The organism is Streptomyces bicolor, assembly GCF_000719285.1.
Taxonomy (GTDB): domain Bacteria; phylum Actinomycetota; class Actinomycetes; order Streptomycetales; family Streptomycetaceae; genus Streptomyces; species Streptomyces bicolor.
In genome coordinates this window covers 452,555-469,194 of record NZ_JOFS01000005.1, presented here as the reverse complement: position 1 = coordinate 469,194, position 16,640 = coordinate 452,555, and the positions used below count along the sequence as shown (strand labels likewise).

At 71.5% G+C, this 16,640-nt stretch carries 14 protein-coding genes; 6 read left to right on the top strand and 8 right to left on the bottom strand.

Annotation, left to right across the window (positions count from 1 at the left end):
* Positions 1 to 15: 15 nt before the first annotated feature.
* From IF78_RS0108230 to IF78_RS0108210, 5 genes are all read right to left on the bottom strand, one after another.
* Positions 16 to 261: a DUF397 domain-containing protein gene (locus IF78_RS0108230; RefSeq protein WP_031480132.1), complete on the bottom strand. Its 246-nt coding sequence runs from the start codon at positions 259 to 261 to the stop codon at positions 16 to 18.
* An 85-nt stretch (positions 262 to 346) separates the two neighbouring features.
* On the bottom strand, positions 347 to 1,513 hold the full coding sequence (locus IF78_RS0108225) for a thiolase domain-containing protein (RefSeq protein ID WP_031480130.1): 1,167 nt from the start codon (positions 1,511 to 1,513) through the stop codon (positions 347 to 349).
* Positions 1,510 to 2,559, bottom strand: a complete 1,050-nt coding sequence (locus tag IF78_RS0108220) for a thiolase domain-containing protein (protein WP_031480128.1) — start codon at positions 2,557 to 2,559, stop codon at positions 1,510 to 1,512. The genes IF78_RS0108225 and IF78_RS0108220 overlap by 4 nt, the downstream gene beginning before the upstream one ends.
* Positions 2,556 to 3,497 carry a Zn-ribbon domain-containing OB-fold protein gene (locus IF78_RS0108215; protein WP_031480126.1) on the bottom strand — a complete coding sequence of 314 codons (942 nt, stop codon included), beginning with the start codon at positions 3,495 to 3,497 and terminating at the stop codon, positions 2,556 to 2,558. Before IF78_RS0108215 ends, IF78_RS0108220 begins: the two co-directional genes overlap by 4 nt.
* Positions 3,498 to 3,535: 38 nt before the next feature.
* Positions 3,536 to 4,336, bottom strand: coding sequence for a crotonase/enoyl-CoA hydratase family protein (locus tag IF78_RS0108210; RefSeq protein ID WP_031480124.1), 801 nt, complete (start codon positions 4,334 to 4,336; stop codon positions 3,536 to 3,538).
* A gap of 166 nt (positions 4,337 to 4,502) precedes the next feature.
* Here IF78_RS0108210 and IF78_RS0108205 point away from each other — a divergent pair, with 166 nt between their 5' ends.
* The 4 genes from IF78_RS0108205 (at position 4,503) to IF78_RS0108190 (ending at position 9,051) form a co-directional block, all read left to right on the top strand.
* Positions 4,503 to 6,131 carry an acyl-CoA synthetase gene (locus IF78_RS0108205; RefSeq protein ID WP_031480122.1) on the top strand — a complete coding sequence of 543 codons (1,629 nt, stop codon included), beginning with the start codon at positions 4,503 to 4,505 and terminating at the stop codon, positions 6,129 to 6,131.
* A gap of 116 nt (positions 6,132 to 6,247) precedes the next feature.
* Positions 6,248 to 8,080, top strand: a complete 1,833-nt coding sequence (locus IF78_RS0108200) for an alkaline phosphatase family protein (protein ID WP_031480120.1) — start codon at positions 6,248 to 6,250, stop codon at positions 8,078 to 8,080.
* A gap of 138 nt (positions 8,081 to 8,218) precedes the next feature.
* Positions 8,219 to 8,605 (top strand): hypothetical protein, encoded by a 387-nt coding sequence (locus IF78_RS0108195; RefSeq protein WP_031480118.1) that lies wholly within the window; start codon positions 8,219 to 8,221, stop codon positions 8,603 to 8,605.
* A gap of 44 nt (positions 8,606 to 8,649) precedes the next feature.
* Positions 8,650 to 9,051 carry a hypothetical protein gene (locus tag IF78_RS0108190; RefSeq protein WP_031480116.1) on the top strand — a complete coding sequence of 134 codons (402 nt, stop codon included), beginning with the start codon at positions 8,650 to 8,652 and terminating at the stop codon, positions 9,049 to 9,051.
* 38 nt (positions 9,052 to 9,089) lie between these two features.
* On the opposite strand, the gene IF78_RS0108185 is transcribed toward IF78_RS0108190, so the two are convergent.
* The 3 genes from IF78_RS0108185 to IF78_RS0108175 form a co-directional block, all read right to left on the bottom strand.
* Positions 9,090 to 10,367 (bottom strand): cation:proton antiporter, encoded by a 1,278-nt coding sequence (locus tag IF78_RS0108185; protein WP_031480114.1) that lies wholly within the window; start codon positions 10,365 to 10,367, stop codon positions 9,090 to 9,092.
* A 6-nt stretch (positions 10,368 to 10,373) separates the two neighbouring features.
* Positions 10,374 to 10,859 carry a cation:proton antiporter regulatory subunit gene (locus IF78_RS0108180; protein WP_199921384.1) on the bottom strand — a complete coding sequence of 162 codons (486 nt, stop codon included), beginning with the start codon at positions 10,857 to 10,859 and terminating at the stop codon, positions 10,374 to 10,376.
* Between the two features lie 116 nt (positions 10,860 to 10,975).
* Positions 10,976 to 13,747, bottom strand: coding sequence for an AMP-binding protein (locus IF78_RS0108175; RefSeq protein WP_234439789.1), 2,772 nt, complete (start codon positions 13,745 to 13,747; stop codon positions 10,976 to 10,978).
* Positions 13,748 to 13,929: 182 nt separating this feature from the next.
* Here IF78_RS0108175 and IF78_RS0108170 point away from each other — a divergent pair, with 182 nt between their 5' ends.
* Positions 13,930 to 14,967, top strand: coding sequence for an iron ABC transporter substrate-binding protein (locus tag IF78_RS0108170; RefSeq protein ID WP_031480108.1), 1,038 nt, complete (start codon positions 13,930 to 13,932; stop codon positions 14,965 to 14,967).
* 117 nt (positions 14,968 to 15,084) lie between these two features.
* Positions 15,085 to 16,629, top strand: a complete 1,545-nt coding sequence (locus IF78_RS0108165; protein WP_199921388.1) for an ABC transporter permease — start codon at positions 15,085 to 15,087, stop codon at positions 16,627 to 16,629.
* Positions 16,630 to 16,640: the final 11 nt, after the last annotated feature.

Here is a 16,640-nt window from a genome sequence, read left to right as displayed (position 1 = left end):
ACCCGGGCCCGTACGTCACGTCAGGTCGAACTCGCCCTCCCTCGCGCCCGACACGAAGGCACCCCACTCGGCGGGGGTGAAGATCAGGGAAGGGCTCTCCGGGCGGCCGCTGTTGCGCATCGCGATGAACCCCTCGACAAAGGCGATCTGGACATCCCCCAGGCCACGGCTGCTCGAGTGCCAGTCGGCGTTGCTGAGGTCGAGCTCCGGCTTGTCCCAGCCCGTGAGCGGCGGCTGCTGGATGGTGGTGCTCTCGGCCACGTCCGTGCTCCTCCCGATTCGCGTCGTCCGCGGGTCAGCCTAGCGATCGGTCACGAGTGTCGACAGGCCACGCGAGGGGGACCTTTCAGGAGGTCGGGGGTTCCGCTCCCACGAGCCACATGGAGAAGAACTGGGATCCGCCGCCGTAGGCGTGCCCGAGGACCCGCCTGGCCCGCTCCACCTGGTGTTCCCCGGCCTGCCCGCGCACCTGAAGAGCCGCCTCCGCGAAACGGATCATGCCCGATGCCCCGATGGGGTTGGTGGACAGCACCCCGCCCGACATGTTGACGGGCAGATCGCCGTCCAACTCGGTCACCCCGGACTCGGTGAGCTTCCAGCCCTCGCCCTCGGCGGCGAAGCCGAGGTTCTCCAGCCACATGGGCTCGTACCAGGAGAACGGCACGTACATCTCGACGGCGTCGATGTCCCGGCGCGGATCGGCGATGCCCGCCTGCCGGTAGACGTCGGCCGCGCAGTCCTTGCCGGCCTGCGGCGACACGGCGTCCTTGCCCGCGAACAGGGTGGGCTCGCTGCGCATGGCGCCGCCGAGCATCCAGGCGGGCGGGCGGGGCGCGCGGGCGGCTCCGGCCCGGTCGGTGAGGACCATCGCGCAGGCGCCGTCGGAGGACGGACAGGTCTCCGAGTAGCGGATCGGGTCCCAGAGCATGGGCGAGGCCTGGACCTTCTCCAGGGTGATGTCGTGCTCGTGCAGATGGGCGTAGGGGTTCTTCAGCGCGTTGCGCCGGTCCTTGTACGCCACCAGCGAGCCGACCGTGTCCGGCGCGCCGCTGCGCCGCATGTACGCGCGCACGTGCGGCGCGAAGAAGCCGCCCGCCCCGGCCAGCAGGGGCTGCTGGAAGGGGATCGGCAGGGACAGCCCCCACATGGCGTTGGACTCGGACTGCTTCTCGAACGCGAGCGTCAGCACGGTGCCGTGCACCCGGGCGGCGACCAGGTTGGCCGCCACGAGGGCGGTGGACCCGCCGACCGACCCGGCCGTGTGCACCCGGAGCATGGGCTTGCCCACGGCCCCCAGCGCGTCGGCGAGATACAGCTCCGGCATCATCACGCCCTCGAAGAAGTCGGGCGCCTTGCCGATGACGACGGCATCGATGTCTGCCCACGTCAACTCGGCGTCGTCCAGGGCCCTTCGCGCGGCCTCCCTGACCAGGCCGGCGATCGACACGTCCCGGCGCGCCGCGACGTGCTTGGTCTGACCGATGCCTATGACGGCCACGGGCTCCTTGCTCATCGCGGATCCCCTTCGAGTACGGCGACCAGGTTCTGTTGCAGACAGGGGCCGGAGGTGGCGTGGGCGAGCGCGCGGTCGGACTCGCCCCGGTGGACAAGGGCGGCGGCCTCGCCGATGCGGATGAGCCCGGCGGCCATGACGGGGTTGGCGGCGAGCGCCCCGCCGGACGGGTTGACGCGCACGCCGTCGTCGAGCCTCAGCGCCTTGCGCAGGACGACCTCCTGTGAGGTGAACGGCGCGTGCAACTCGGCGGTGTCGACGGGCCGTTCGAACGCGCCCGCCTTCTCGGCGGCGAGCCGCGCGGAGGGCGAGTCGGTCAGGTCACGCACGCCGAGGCCGTGCGCCTCGATGCGGTGATCGATGCCCCGGATCCAGGCGGGGCGTGCGCACAGCTCGCGGGCCCGCTCCCCCGCCGCGAGGATCACGGCGGCGGCCCCGTCGCCGATGGGCGGGCAGTCGCCGGTACGCAGCGGTCGTACGGCGTACTCGCCGTGCGGCACCGAACCCCTCAGCTGGGCATGGGGATTGGCCGTGGCGTCCTCGCGGCTGCGGGCGGCGACGGCAGCGAGCGCGGGCTCGTCGGTGTCGCCGGCGTCGATGAGGGCCTGGGCCTGGAGGGCGGCCAGGGCGACGGCGTCGGGCCAGAGGGGGGCGACGTAGTAGGGGTCGATCTGGCGGGTCAGGACGTCGCGCAGGGGGCCCGGTGAGGACTTGCCGTAGGAGTAGACGAGCGCGGTGTCGGCGTCCCCCGTGAGCAGCTTGGTCCAGGCCTCGTACAGCGCCCATGCGCCGTCCATCTCGACGTGCGACTCGGATATCGGCGGCCAGGCTCCGACGCCGTCCAGGGCGAGGGTGAAGGAGAAGGCGCGGCCGGCGAGGTAGTCGCTGGAGCCGGAGCAGGTGAAGCCGATGTCGGCGGTCTTCAGGCCGGTCTGCCCGAGCACCTCGTGCAGGACGGGCATGAGCATCTCCACTTCGGAGAACTCCTCGCTGGTGCGCCGGTGGTCGGTCTGCGCGAAGGCGACGACGGCGATCTCGCGGTTCACAGCAGCTCCCGGTAGGTGTCGTAGTCCGCGTCGGGCTCGCCCGTGGGCCGGTAGTGGTCGGGATACCGGGCCCCTTCCGTCCACACCGGCTCCACGCGCAGGCCCATGCGCACCTGGTCGTAGGGGATGCCGCCGATACGGCCGTGGAGGGCGAGGTCCGCGCCGTCGAGGGCGATGTGGGCGTAGACGTAGGGCACGTCGATGTCGAGGTTCTTCGCCTTGATGTTGACGATGCAGAAGGTGGTGACTGTGCCGTGCGGACCTACTTCGACCTGTTCGGATGTGGCCACCCCACATGTGGGGCAGGCACCCCTCGGCGGGACGTACACCTTGCGGCAGGACGGGCAGCGTTCGCCGACGTTGCGGCGTTCGGCCAGGGCGTTGATGTACGCGGTCTGGGCGCGGCCGGGTGAGTAGGTGTAGTCGAGGCGGGCGGGGGCGACGATGCCGGTGACCGGGTCCTCGAACTGGCCGGTGTGACCGGCTGGTTCGGCCGGGTCGCCGTCGTACGGCTCGAAGCAGGCGATGTCGGTGATGGTGCCGGTGCGCTCCTCGGCCCAGCGGACGCGGACGCGCATGCCCGTGTGCACGGCGTCGGGGCCGGGGGCGTCGAGGGCGTGCAGGAGGGCGGTGTCGGCGCCGTCGAGGCGGACCAGGGCCCAGGCGAAGGGGGTGTCGAGGGGCTGGCCGCGGCGGGGGGCGTGGTTCCAGGCCCAGGTGGTGACCGTGCCCGTCGGGGCGACCTCGACCAGGTCGCGGATCTCCTCGGCGGTGACCGGGTCGTATTCGACGGGCGGGACGAGCGTGCGGCCGTCCGTGGTCCGCACGCCGAGCACGACGCGTTCGCGCAGGCCGGTGAGGAAGGCGCTCTGGACGGGACTGAGCGAGCGGGTGAAGGGGAATTCGACGGTCAGCGGGGCCTTGAGGACTTCGGGCATCGGGGGACGGGCCTCCTTCAGAGGTCGGGTGCGCAGCGCTACGCGCGTTTGTAGACGGGCGGCCGCTTCTGCGCGAAGGCGCGGGCGCCTTCCTTGGCGTCCGTGGTGTCGAAGATGGGCCAGCCACGCTTGAGTTCGGCGGCGAGGCCGTCGGTCTCGGTCATCTCGGCGGTGTCGTAGACGGACGCCTTGACGGCCTCGACGGCCAGCGGGCCGCAGGCGTTGATCTGTTCGGCGATCTCCAGGGCCTTGTCCAGCGCCGTGCCGTCGGGCACGACGTGGCCGATCAGGCCGATGCCGGCGGCTTCCCGAGCGCCGTACGGGCGTCCGGTGAGCAGCATCTCCAGGGCGTGGGTGCGCGGGATCTGGCGTTGCAGGCGGACCGTGGAGCCGCCGATCGGGAACAGCCCGCGTTTCACCTCGAAGAGCCCGAAGGTGGCCGACTCGCCCGCGACCCTGATGTCGGTGCCCTGGAGTATCTCCGTGCCGCCGGCGACGCAGTACCCCTCGACCGCGGCGATCACCGGTTTGCGGGGGCGGTGGTGGCGGAGCATCGCCTTCCAGTGCAGGTCCGGGTCCGCCTTGAGCCGGTCCCGGTACCGCTCGCCCTCCATGCCTTTCCCGGCCAGCGCCTTGAGGTCCATCCCCGCGCAGAAGGCTCCGCCCGCTCCGGTGAGCACGATCGAGCGGATCGCCTCGTCCTCGTCGGCCTCGATCCAGCCGTCGTACAGGCCGACGAGCATGGACAACGAGAGCGCGTTCTTTGCCTGCGGCCTGTTGAGCGTGAGCACCAGTGTGGCGCCTTCGCGTCGCACGGTGAGGTGTTCCGTCCCACTCATCGCCCGTCTCCCCTCGATAAGAACGAGAACAGGTTGCAGTAGGCGGGGAGGCACTTCAAGGGTTTTCTGACAGGCAGTCAGATTTCTTGTGCGCGGACCCTTCACACTTGTGCCGCCCTTTGCTCTGATGACCGGCAGCCGGTGGTGAGCGAGGTCAGGAGGAGCGGTGGAGTACAACCTTGCCGACCTGTTCGAGTCGGTCGTCGACGCGGTTCCCGACCGCGAGGCGCTCGTGTACATCGACCATCCGGGCACGGGTGCGCAGCGCCGTCTGACGTACGCGGAGCTGGACGCGGCCGCCAACCGGATCGCCCACCATCTGATCGACAGCGGGGTTCGCGCCGGCGAGCACCTCGGGCTCCACCTCTACAACGGCGTCGAGTACCTGCAGACGGTGCTGGGCTGCCTGAAGGCGCGGATCGTGCCGGTCAATGTGAACTACCGCTACGTCGAAGAGGAGTTGGTGTATCTCTACCGGGACGCCGATCTGGTGGCCCTCGTCTTCGACGCCGAGTTCACGGAGCGGGTGGCGGCCGCGCTGCCTCAGGTGGCCGGGTTGCGGCATCTGGTGCGCGTGGGCGGCGTGTCCTGCGGTGCACCCGACGCGCCGGTCGTGCCCGCCGTGGCCTTCGCGGACGCCGAAGCCGCCGGGTCGCCCGAGCGCGGGTTCCCGGCGCGGTCCGGCGACGACCAGTTCATCATCTACACGGGCGGCACCACAGGGATGCCCAAAGGTGTGATGTGGCGCCAGGAGGACCTGTTCTTCTCGGGGCTGGGCGGCGGCGCGCCGACCGGTGAGCCGGTGAAGAAGCCGGAGGAGCTGGCCGAGCGCGTCGCCGCGGGCGGCGACGGGATCACCTTCTTCCCCACCGCCCCGCTGATGCACGGTACGTCCACGCTGACCGCCTTCATCGGCTTCAACTTCGGCCAACGCGTCGTCATCCACCGCAAGTTCGCGCCGGAGGAGGTTCTGCGGACGGTCGAGAAGGAGAAGGTCACCGCCATGTCGCTGGTCGGCGACGCGATGCTGCGGCCGCTGGTCGACGCTCTCAGCGGGCCCATGAAGGGCACGGACTGCTCGTCGATGTTCAGCGTGTCCTCGTCCGGGGCGATCATGTCCGACACGGTGCGCCGGCAGTTCCAGGCACTCGTCCCGAACGTGATGCTGCTGAACAACTTCGGCTCCTCGGAGTCCGGCTTCAACGGTACGGCGACCGAGGACTCCGGCCCCGAGCGCGGCTTCCGCATCCGCGTCAACTCCCGCACTCAGGTGGTCGATCCGGCCACGCACGAGCCGGTCGCGGTGGGTGAGGTGGGCCGGATCGCCCAGTGCGGTCACGTTCCGCTCGGCTACTACAACGACCCGGGGAAAACCGCCGAGACCTTCTTCGAGAAGGACGGCGAGCGGTGGGTGCTGCTCGGCGACATGGCCACGGTCGACGCGGAGGGCGTCGTCACCGTACTGGGGCGCGGCTCGCAGTGCATCAACACCGGCGGCGAGAAGGTGTACCCGGAAGAGGTCGAGCAGGCGCTGAAGTCACATCCGGATGTGTACGACGCGCTGGTGGCCGGGGTTCCGGACGCGAAGTGGGGGCACCACGTCGCGGCCGTGGTGCAGTTGCGGGCGGATGCGGTGCGGCCGTCGCTGGCGGACATCCAGGCGCACTGCCGCTCCCATCTCGCGGGGTACAAGATCCCACGCCAGCTGGTGATCACGGACTCGATCCGCCGCTCGCCGAGCGGGAAGGCGGACTACCGGTGGGCGCGAGAGGTGGCGGTGGCTGCGGACGGGTGAATTCCGGGCAGCTCCGATTGAACCTAAGGTGACGTGCGGACGTACTCGTGGTGGCAGGCCCGGTCATCGGGCGCTGTTCGCCATGCCATCGCAAGACCGCACGGGAGGACCTCCGGGTGTCGCAGGAGGCAACAGAGGAAGTAACGCAGGAGACGGAAGAAGCGGGGACGAAGGACGCGGGCGAGGCGGCCGACGCCGTGGAGGCGGCCGAGGCGGCCCGGACAGCCGACACGGTCGAGGCAGCGGCTGACGAAACGAAGTCGAGTCCCGCCGCCGAACCGTCCGGCTCCCCGGCCCCCGGCTGGTTCGGCTGGCGTCGCCGCTACCCCCGTACGGCACACGGCGTCACCGTGGGGACGACGGTCCTGGCCGGCGTACTCCTGCTCTTCGCGCTCCTCGTGCCGAACCGCCTGGAACGGCTCACCCCCGAGGCGTTCTTCCGCCTCCCGGCCGAGGGGATCCTGCTCGCGGGCCTGCTGCTGGCGCTGCCGCCCCGCTCCCGGCGGCTGATGACAGTGGTGTCGGGAGCGCTCCTCGGCCTGCTCACCGTCCTGAAGTTCGTCGACATGGGCTTCTACCAGGTGCTGGCCCGCCCCTTCGACCTGGTCCTCGACTGGATACTGCTCGACGACGCGGCGGAGTTCGTCCGGGAGTCCTTCGGGCGGACCGGTCAGGTGCTCGCGGTCGTCGGGGTGATCGTCCTGATCGTCGCCGTACTCGTCCTCATGACGCTGGCGATGGTGCGGGTGGCGGACCTGATGGTGCGTCACCGGCCCGTCGCCGCCCGCACCACGCTGATCCTCGGTACGGCGTGGATCACCTGTATGACGCTCGGCATCCAGGTCACCGGAGTCCCGCTGGCCACCAAGGGCAACGCCGAGTTCGTCAACAACCGCATCGAGCAGGTGCGTGCGGGCCTCGTGGACGGGCGGATCTTCCAGAAGCAGGCGGCGGTGGACGCCTTCGCGAAGACACCGCCGGACCAGTTGCTGACGGGGCTGCGCGGCAAGGACGTGCTGTTCACGTTCATCGAGAGCTACGGCCGGGTCGCGATCGACGACCCGGCGATGGCGCCGCACATCGACGCGGTGCTCAAGGAGGGGACGAGCTCGCTCAAGGCCGCCGGGTTCCAGTCGCGCAGCGCCTGGCTGAGGTCGCCGGTGACGGGAGCGGGCAGCTGGCTGGCGCACTCCACGTTCCTCTCCGGCCTCTGGATCAAGAACCAGCAGCGGTACCGGAGTCTGACGACCAGCGATCGCGCGACGCTGAACAGCTACTTCCGCAAGACGGGCGCCTGGCGCACGGTCGGCGTCGTGCCCGGCGTGCGGCGGGCCTGGCCGGAGGGCGAGTACTTCGCCCTCGACCACATCTACGACTCCGAGCACCTGGGCTACCACGGCCCGTACTTCAGCTGGACCCCCGTGCCCGACCAGTTCAGCCTGGAGGCCTTCCAGCGCCTCGAGCACGGCAGGAAGGACCGTGAGCCGATCATGGCGGAGATCATCCTGGCCTCCAGCCACAACCCCTGGTCCCCGATCGCCCGCATGATCGACTGGGACGACCTCGGCGACGGCTCGGTCTTCCACCGGATCAAGAAGGAGGGCACCGACCCCAAGGAGGTCTGGCAGGACCCCGAGCGCGTCCGCACCGAGTACCGCCGTGCCATCGAGTACTCGATCCGCAGCCTCACCGAATGGGTCGAGCGCTACGGCACCGACGACACCGTCCTGGTCTTCCTCGGCGACCACCAGCCCGTCCCGACGGTCACCGCCGGCAGTACGAGCAAGGACGTCCCCGTCACCATCGTGGCCCGGGACCAGAAAGTCCTGGACCGCATCGCCGACTGGCACTGGACGGACGGCCTCAAGCCCGCCGAGAACGCCCCGACCTGGGGCATGGACCGCTTCCGGGACCGGTTCATGACGGCGTACGGCCCCCGGGCGGACTGAGCGCCCGGCGTTGCGCCGTTCGGGCGTCGCCGATCGGCGGTGACTTCGTACGGCGTAGCAGGACGCGCCGGTGCGCGGGAGGCGTCCCTACGGTCGCAGTGACGGTCGTCGAGACCTCAGGACCGAAAGGGAACGTTCGTGAAGAAACGAATACCCGTGCTGTGCACGACCGCGCTCACCGTTCTCCTGGCCGCCGGCCCGGCGGCCCATGCCGCCCCCGCGCGGACCGACCTGGACTGCAACGACTTCACCTTCCAGGAAGACGCACAGGCGGAGTTCGACCGAGACCGGGGCCAGGGCCGGCACCACGGCATCGCCTGCGACAACCTGCCCCGCCGCGTCGTGACCGTGCCGTCGCCGGTCATCGTCACGCAGACGCCGCTCCCCACACGGGGAGTCAGAGGCGGCCTGGGCGGTGCCACGGGACCGGCCGACTTCGAGGTGGCTCTGGGAGCCGGCCTCGCCGTCGGCGCGCTGGGGCTCACCGCCGGTTTCGTCGTGTACCGGCGTCGGCTCAGCCGCTGAAGGCTCGGTTCGAGGTCGCCGAGTGGGCGAACCGGCGGGCCGGCGTGACGGCGCGCCTGCTGACCCTGTGGGTCGTCGTCGGCTACGTCCTGGCGCTGCCGGTCACCGTGCCCGACCAGATGGCTTACCAGGACCCCGCGCTGCGACTGTGCGGCTCCGGCCCGTGGTGGGTCCTCCTCGGCCGTGCGGCGCTCGTGCTCGTGCTCGGTCGGGCCGCCGTGGCCTGGGCCGCGGTCCGCTTCGACGCACCGGAGTGGAGCTCCCGAGCCCTGGCCCTGAGCGGAGCCGCCGGCCTCGCCGCGCTCCTGTGCTACCGGGCGCTGCGCTGGTGGGACGACGGCGGCCTCACGCGGGCCGGCGCCGTCCGGCCGCCGGCGAGATATGGCACGCCCAGGTGCCCTTCCGTGAGTCTGCCGGCGAACTCCCGCACTACTGCGTCGTCATGAGGCCCCGTCTGCGCCCGGCTTCACCCGGGCGCCCTCGCTCATGGCCGACCGAGCACGTCCCGGCTGTCCACCGCGTCGTGCGGTGCGTCCGCCGTCGGATGGGCGTCGGTCTCGTTCTCGCTCACGATGACTGCCGGGACCCTAGACGTGGACCGGCGCAGACGCTGCGTCAGACGTGTCGCCACCGGCTCTGTGTAACGGGCCGTGAGCGGGCCGAGGATCACCAGGATCAGCACGTACGCGGTGGCCAGCGGGCCGAGTGACGGCTCGATGCCGGCGGTCACGGCGAGCCCGGCGATGACGATGGAGAACTCACCGCGGGCGACCAGCGTGCCGCCCGCACGCCAGCGGCCCTTGGCCGAGATCCCGGCGCGGCCGGCGGCCCAGTAGCCGGTGGCGATCTTCGTGAGCGCGGTGACGACGGCCAGCGCGAGCGCGGGCAGCAGCACCGGCGGGATGCTCGCGGGGTCGGTGTGCAGCCCGAAGAAGACGAAGAACACCGCGGCGAACAGATCCCGCAACGGCGCCAGCAGGTTGTGCGCGCCCTCGGCCACCTCACCCGACAGCGCGATGCCGACCAGGAACGCCCCGACCGCGGCGGAGACCTGGAGCTGCTGGGCGAGCCCGGCGACGACCAGGGTGAGGCCCAGCACGACGAGCAGCAGCTTCTCCGGGTCGTCGCTGGACACGAAACGGGAGATGTGGCGGCCGTAGCGCACCGCGAGCAGGAGCACGAGTCCGGCGACGCCCAGCGCGATGGCGAGGGTGACGCTCCCCGCCGCGAGACCGGCACCGGCGAGCAGCGCGGTGACGATCGGCAGGTAGACGGCCATGGAGAGGTCTTCGAGGACCAGGATGCTCAGCACGACCGGTGTCTCGCGGTTGCCGAGCCGGCCGAGGTCGCCGAGGACCTTGGCGATGACGCCGGAGGACGAGATCCAGGTGACGCCGGCCAGTACGACGGCGGCGACCGGGCCCCAGCCGAGCAGCAGCGCCATGACGGCGCCCGGCAGCGCGTTGAGCGCGGCGTCGACGAGTCCCGCCGGGTACTGGGACTTGAGGTTGGAGACGAGGTCGCTGGCCGTGTACTCGAGGCCGAGCATCAGCAGCAGCAGGATCACGCCGATCTCGGCGCCGATGGCGACGAAGTCCTCGCTGGTGCCAAGCGGAAGGAGGCCGCCCTCGCCGAAGGCGAGCCCGGCCAGCAGGTACAGGGGTATGGGCGAGAACTGGAAGCGCGCGGCGAACCGGCCCAGCAGTCCGAGACCGAGGATGATCGCGCCGAACTCGATGAGGAAGACCGCGGACGAGTGCATCGCGGTTCACTCCCGCCCGAGTATCTCGGCGGCCGACTCCACGCCTTCGCGCGTGCCGATCACGATCAGGGTGTCGCCGCCGGCCAGCCGGAAGTCCGGCGACGGGGAGGGGATGGCCTCGGCCCGGCGCAGCACGGCCACGATGGACACACCGGTCTCGGTCCGCATCCGGGTCTCGCCCAGCACCCGTCCGTTCCAGTGGGAAGTGGCGGACAGCTCGATCCGTTCGGCGACGAGGCCCAGTTCGGTCGTGGACAGCAGGTTGGGACTGTGGTGCGCCGGCATCAGCGCGTCGATCAGGGTGGCCGCCTCGCCGGAGGTCAGCCGCACCGACAGCGCGCACGCGTCCGGATCGTCCTCGCGGTAGGCGCTCAGCGTCCGTGAGCCGTCCCGGTGGGCGACCACCGACAGGCGGCGCTGCTCGCGCGTGGTGAGGTCGTAGCGAACCCCGATGCCGGGCAAGGGCGTGCTGCTCAGGCGTGGTGTGCCCACGGTGTCCCCCCTGTCTCGTTCAGGTGTCTGTTGCAGCCTTCTTTTGCCGCAACCCTAACGACCGCCAGAACCCCTGGCGGATGTGGCCTGTTCGCGGGCACGGGGTTGATCCGGGTTCACTGCCCCGGTGCCGGGACCGGGCGGCCTCTCGTGAGCCACTCGGGCACGCGCCGCATCAGGCGTGTGGACACCGAGCCGTATGCCACGCCGGCGACCAGCGACGCGAGGAGCGCGAGCGTCGGCGAGTGGTCGCGGATGTACGGGTAGACGTGGAAATGGGTCAGGTAGATGTACAGCGAACTGCCCGCCAGCACCCCCGCAACCCGGTTGACCAGGTCGAGGCTCGGCAGCACCGGCACCCAGACCAGCAGCGCCAGGCCCGCCACGACGAGCGACGTGCGCAGCGGCTGGCCCCCGGGGAACAGCCCAGGCACGGTGGCCGACAGCACCACGGTCAGCAGCAGCCGCTGGGGCACCGTACGCGCCCGCGCCGCCGCCCAGCCCAGGGCGAACAGGAAGAACACCACGGTGGGGCTGAGGTGGAACCGGACATGGGCCAGCCCCAGTGGGTCGTACCGGCCGACCAGCCCCAGCCCGAGCAGGCCCAGCGCGAAACCGAACGGGCTGCGCCGCTCGGCCCGGTCCAGCAGCGGAAGGGCGAGGAGCGCGGTCAGCACGATGAGGATGTGGACCAGCGCCTCCACGAACCAGTACCGCCACTCAGGGTCCGAATTGTCCTGGGGGAAGAGGCTGTTGGCCAGCAGCACGTTGGCGAGGTCGTACTCACGGGTCAGTGCCAGTGCGAAGGCCAGCCACACCATGCTCGGCACGGCGATGCGCAGGATGCTGCGCCCGAGGTTGCGCACGCGCCGACGGCGCCCGGCGTCGGTGAGGTGGAAGCGTGCGAAGTTGAATCCCGCGACGCCGAGCAGGACGTGCGCGCCGCCCTGGACCAGGAAGACGGGTATGTGCGCACTGACGACGAGGACGATCCCGACGGCCCGCAGGGCGATACCGGTCTCCAGGGTGCGTCTGCGGCGTGCCGGTCGCGGGAGGGACGGCGGGCCGGGATGCCGCAACTCGCGGATGGGCGTGGTGTGCCAGTCGGCGGGCAGTGCGCCCAGGGCCTCTTCGAGCCGCAGCGACATCTCGACGTAGGACAGGGAGTCACCGCCCAGGCCTACGAAGCTGCTGTCCTCCGTGACGTCCTGCCGGTCGAGGATCTCGGCGTAGAGGCGGCACAGGTCCTCGGTCGTCGCCCGGCCGGTCCGGGTCCCTGAGGTGTCGTCACGGGGCGGTTCCTGCAGGGCGCGTGTCAGCCGTCGTACGGCCTCGTAGTCGGGCTTGCCCGTGGCGAGGCGGGGAAGGTCCGGCACCACTCGTGCGCGGACGGCGCGCACCGGGAGGCCGCACTCTTGCGCGACCAGGCGGCGCACCCATGCGGCATCCACGTCCGTGGCGTCGCCGCTCGCGACCACGACGGCCAGTGCGTCGTCGTCCCCTGCGCAGTACGCGCGCAGGCCGTGCCGCTCCAGCATCGCCTCCACCCGCTGCGGGTCGATGCGGAGCCCCAGGATCTTCGCGAACCGGCTGCGCCGCCCGACGATCTCGTACAGGCCGTCCGCCGCGCGCCGGGCGATGTCCCCGGTGTGCAGTTCCTCGACGGTCCGGCCCAGGGCCAGGTCCGCCGGGCTCTCGGCGTAACCGAGCATGACGTTGGGCCCCGAGTAGACGAGTTCGCCGGTGTCGGCCGCACCGGTCCCGTCCGGTTCGTCCAGCGGCTGGAGCCGGAAGGAGCCGCCGGGTATGGGCACCCCGACGGCCTGCGGACGGTCGGCCGCGAGCCGGGGCGGCAGATAGGCCATCCGGGCCGTGGCCTCCGTCTGCCCGTACATCACGAACAGCTCCCAGCCCGCGCGGCGTCCCGCCTCGGCGTACCGCACGACGCGCTCCGGCGCGAGCCGGCCGCCGGCCTGGGTGACGCGGCGCAGCTCCGGCAGTCGCATCCGGTCGAAACCGACGCGGTCGAGCAGGTCGAAGGTGTACGGCACCCCGGCCAGCGCCGTGCCCCGCGCGGTGCGGAACAGCTCCCAGAAGCCGGCGTCGGCCACCGAACGGCCGGTGACGATCAGCCCGGCGCCGCGCAGCAGATGGCTGTTGATGACCGACAGGCCGTAGCAGTAGTGCATGGGCAGGGTGGTGGCCGCCCGGTCGCTGTCCCGGATGTCCATGTACGTCGCTATGGACTCGGCGTTGGCCTGGAGGTTCTCGTGCGAGAGCCGGACCAGTTTGGGCGAGCCGGTCGAGCCGGAGGTGCTCAGCAGCAGGGCGAGGTCGGGGTGGAGGGTGTGGGCGGAGGTGGGGTGCCGCTCGTCGAGGGCCCAGGTCGTGGTGCCGTTCCCGGCTTCGCGCGCCGCGGCGATCACGTCCGGCTCGTAGGCCGCGGTCAGCGAGTCGATGGTGCTGGCGCTGTCGCCGGGGACCAGCAGGAGCGGATGACCGGCGGACAGGGCGGCGAGGTAGACGACGAGGGCGTCCACCCGGTTGGCCCCGGCCAGCAGTACCAGGCGGCGGCCGGGGCCGAGGCGGTCGGCCGTCTCGGCCACGCGGGCGGCGAGTTCGCGGTAGGTGAGCGTGCCGTCCTCGGTGATGAGTGCGATCCGGTCGCCGAATGCGGCGAGGTTGCGGGCGAACGGTACGGTCCGCGGTGCGGCGCCCCTGGGAGGGAGGGGGTCGACGGGGGCGGTCCGTCCGGCGAGCGGGTTGGCGAACAGGCCGGCGATCAGGTCCCTGGCGCGTCTGTTGGCGCCCGGACGCGCGGATTTGAGAGGTGGGAGCTGGGTCGGAAGCGGTCGGATGTCCGGGCGTGGGCCGGAGGGGATGGTCACGGGGCGCGCCCTTTCCGCTTCCATGGCGTCGTCCGCTGGTAGCACTGATCCCTTGACGGTGAGGTTAGCTTTACCTTATTCATAGCTTATTCACAAGGTCCCACAGCGGCACCGCTCAGCCGCTCGCCCTTCTGATGACGCGACGAGCGGCGCAGAGGCGAGCCACGCAGGAAGGCAGCACCATGCGACGCCCAACGGCCCGCCTCCTCACCGCGCTCACCGCGCTCGGCCTGCTCGTCCCCGCCCTCGCCGCCTGTGGCTCCGAGGACAAGGGCAGTTCGGCCGGCGACGACGGCGCCGCGCTGGTCATCTACTCCGGCCGCAACGAGAAGCTCGTCAAGCCGCTCCTGGACAAGATGGAGAAGGCCATCGGAGCCGAGGTCGACGTCCGCTACGGCGAGAGCGCCGAACTGGCCGCCCAGATCCTGGAGGAGGGCGACCGCACCAAGGCCGGGCTGTTCTTCTCCCAGGACGCCGGCGCCCTCGGCGCCCTGTCCAAGGAGGGCATGCTGGAGAAGCTCCCCCAGGCCTCCCTCGACAAGGTGGACGCCGCCTACCGGGGCGGCGAGGGCGACTGGGTCGGGCTGTCCGGACGCGTCCGCGTCATCGCGTACAACCCCGACAAGGTGAGCAAGGCCCCCGACAGCGTCCACGACGTGGTGAAGCCGGAGTGGAAGGGCAAGGTCGGCTTCGCGCCCACCAACGCCTCCTTCCAGACCTTCGTCACCGGCATGCGCGTGCTGGAGGGCGACGACGCGACCCGCACGTGGCTCAAGGGCCTGAAGGAGAACGGCAAGACCTACAGCAACAACCTCGCCACACTGGACGCCGTCGAGTCCGGCGAGGTCTCCCTCGGTCTGGTCAACCACTACTACTGGTACGAGCGGGTCGCGGAGAAGGGCGAGGACAAGGTCAGGACCAAGCTGCACTTCCTGCCCGGCGGCGACCCCGGTGCGCTGATCAACGTCGCCGGAGCGGGCATCCTCAAGGACGGCGGGCAGAGCGCGGTCGCCCAGAAGGCGGTCGACTACCTGCTGTCGAAGGAGGCGCAGACGTACTTCGCGGAGGAGACCAAGGAGTACCCGCTGTCCGCCGGCGTGACCAGCCCGGTGGAGGACCTGCCTCCGCTCGACTCGCTGGAGGCCCCGGACATCGACCTCGGGAAGCTGGAGTCGCTCCAGGAGACCCTGGCCATGCTCCAGGACGTCGGACTGGTCTGACCTGACGTGGGCACCTCCCCCCAGTCCGTACGGCGCCCGGCCGACCCGGATCCCGATGGCCACCCGGCCGCGGTGTCCGCCGCGGCCGGGCGCCGGCGCACCCTCAGAACCCTGGGACTGCTGCGCCCCGGCGCCGGAACCACCGCGCGCTCAGCGGGAAGCCGACCCCCCTGGGTACTCATCGTCCCCGCGTGCGTGGCGGCCCTGTTCGCGCTGCTGCCCCTGGGCTATCTCGCGGTCCGCGCCCTCGAGCGCGGCCCCGCCTATGCCTGGGACGTCGTCGCCGACGAACGCACCCTTCAACTCGTCGGCCGCAGCCTGGGCCTCGCCGTCGTCGTGGTGGTGGCCTGCCTGGTGCTGGGTGTCTCGCTGGCCTGGCTGACCGTGCGCACCGCGCTGCCCGGGGCCCGCGCCTGGTCGGTACTGGCCACCCTGCCGCTCGCCGTGCCCAGTTACGTCGCCGCCTTCACCTGGCTGTCCGCGGCACCGCGGACCGCCGGCTTCACCGGGGCGGCCCTGGCCCTGACCCTGGTCAGCTTTCCCTATGTGCACCTGCCGGTCGCCGCGGCGCTGCGTGGGATCGACCCCGCGCAGGAGGAGGCCGCGCGTTCCCTCGGGCACGGTCCGCTGCGCACCTTCCGGCGGGTCACGCTGCCGCAGTTGCGTCCGGCCGCGGCCGGCGGTGCGTTGCTGGTGGCGCTGTACGTGCTGTCCGACTTCGGCGCGGTGTCGCTGATGCGGTACGACACGTTCACCTGGGCCATCCACACTTCGTACCGTGCCTCCTTCGACCGCACCCCGGCCGCCGCGCTGAGCGTCGTGCTGGTGGTGATGACGGTGGCGCTGGTCGCCGCCGAGGGCCGCACCCGGGGCCGCGCGGGCCACGCGAGGACCGGTACGGGCAGCGCGCGTCCCGTCGTACCGGTGCCGCTCGGGCGCTGGCGGATCCCCGCCCTGGTGTGGTGCGCGGCGGTGACGGCCGTCGCGGTCGCCTTCCCGCTCGGCACCCTCGGCTACTGGCTGGCCGTCGGCACTTCCGCCACCTGGGACCTCGGCGGGCTCGGCGAGACCGCCTGGGCCACGCTGGGTGTCGCCGCGGCCGGAGCCGCCCTCACCACCCTGCTCGCGCTGCCGGTCGGTGTGATCGCCGCCCGCCACCGGGGGCGCGGTGCCCGGCTGTTGGAACAGGCGGCGTACGCCGGTCACGCGCTGCCCGGCATCACGGTCGCGCTCGCCCTGGTCTTCTTCGCCGTCCGCTACGCCTACCCGCTCTATCAGCAACTCCCGTTGCTGATCTGCGCCTACGCCGTGCTGTTCCTGCCCGTCGCCGTGGCCGCCACCCGGGCCGCCGTGCTTCAGGCGCCCCCGGTGCTGGAGGACGTCGCCCGCTCGCTCGGCCGGCGGCCGCTGCGGGTGCTGCGGGAGGTGACCGTGCCGCTGGCCGCCCCCGGCGTCGCCGCCGGCGCCGCGCTCACCTTCGTGGTCTGTATGAAGGAACTTCCCGCGACTCTGCTGTTGCGCCCCACCGGCATGGACACCCTCGCCACCCGGCTGTGGACCGAGACCGGCGCCGGATCCTTCGCCGCGGCCGCCCCTTACGCCGCCGCACTGATCCTGCTGGCCGCCGTCCCCTCGTACCTCCTGGGCAGGCACCGCACATGAACTCCCGAGGC

Excerpts from the sequence above, each read along its gene's own strand:
- IF78_RS0108185 (WP_031480114.1), bottom strand. The coding sequence starts at position 10,367 with ATGCACTCGTCCGCGGTCTTCCTCATCGAGTTCGGCGCGATCATCCTC.
- IF78_RS0108170 (WP_031480108.1), top strand. The coding sequence starts at position 13,930 with ATGCGACGCCCAACGGCCCGCCTCCTCACCGCGCTCACCGCGCTCGGC.
- IF78_RS0108210 (WP_031480124.1), bottom strand. The coding sequence starts at position 4,336 with ATGAGTGGGACGGAACACCTCACCGTGCGACGCGAAGGCGCCACACTG.
- IF78_RS0108225 (WP_031480130.1), bottom strand. The coding sequence starts at position 1,513 with ATGAGCAAGGAGCCCGTGGCCGTCATAGGCATCGGTCAGACCAAGCAC.
- IF78_RS0108215 (WP_031480126.1), bottom strand. The coding sequence starts at position 3,497 with ATGCCCGAAGTCCTCAAGGCCCCGCTGACCGTCGAATTCCCCTTCACC.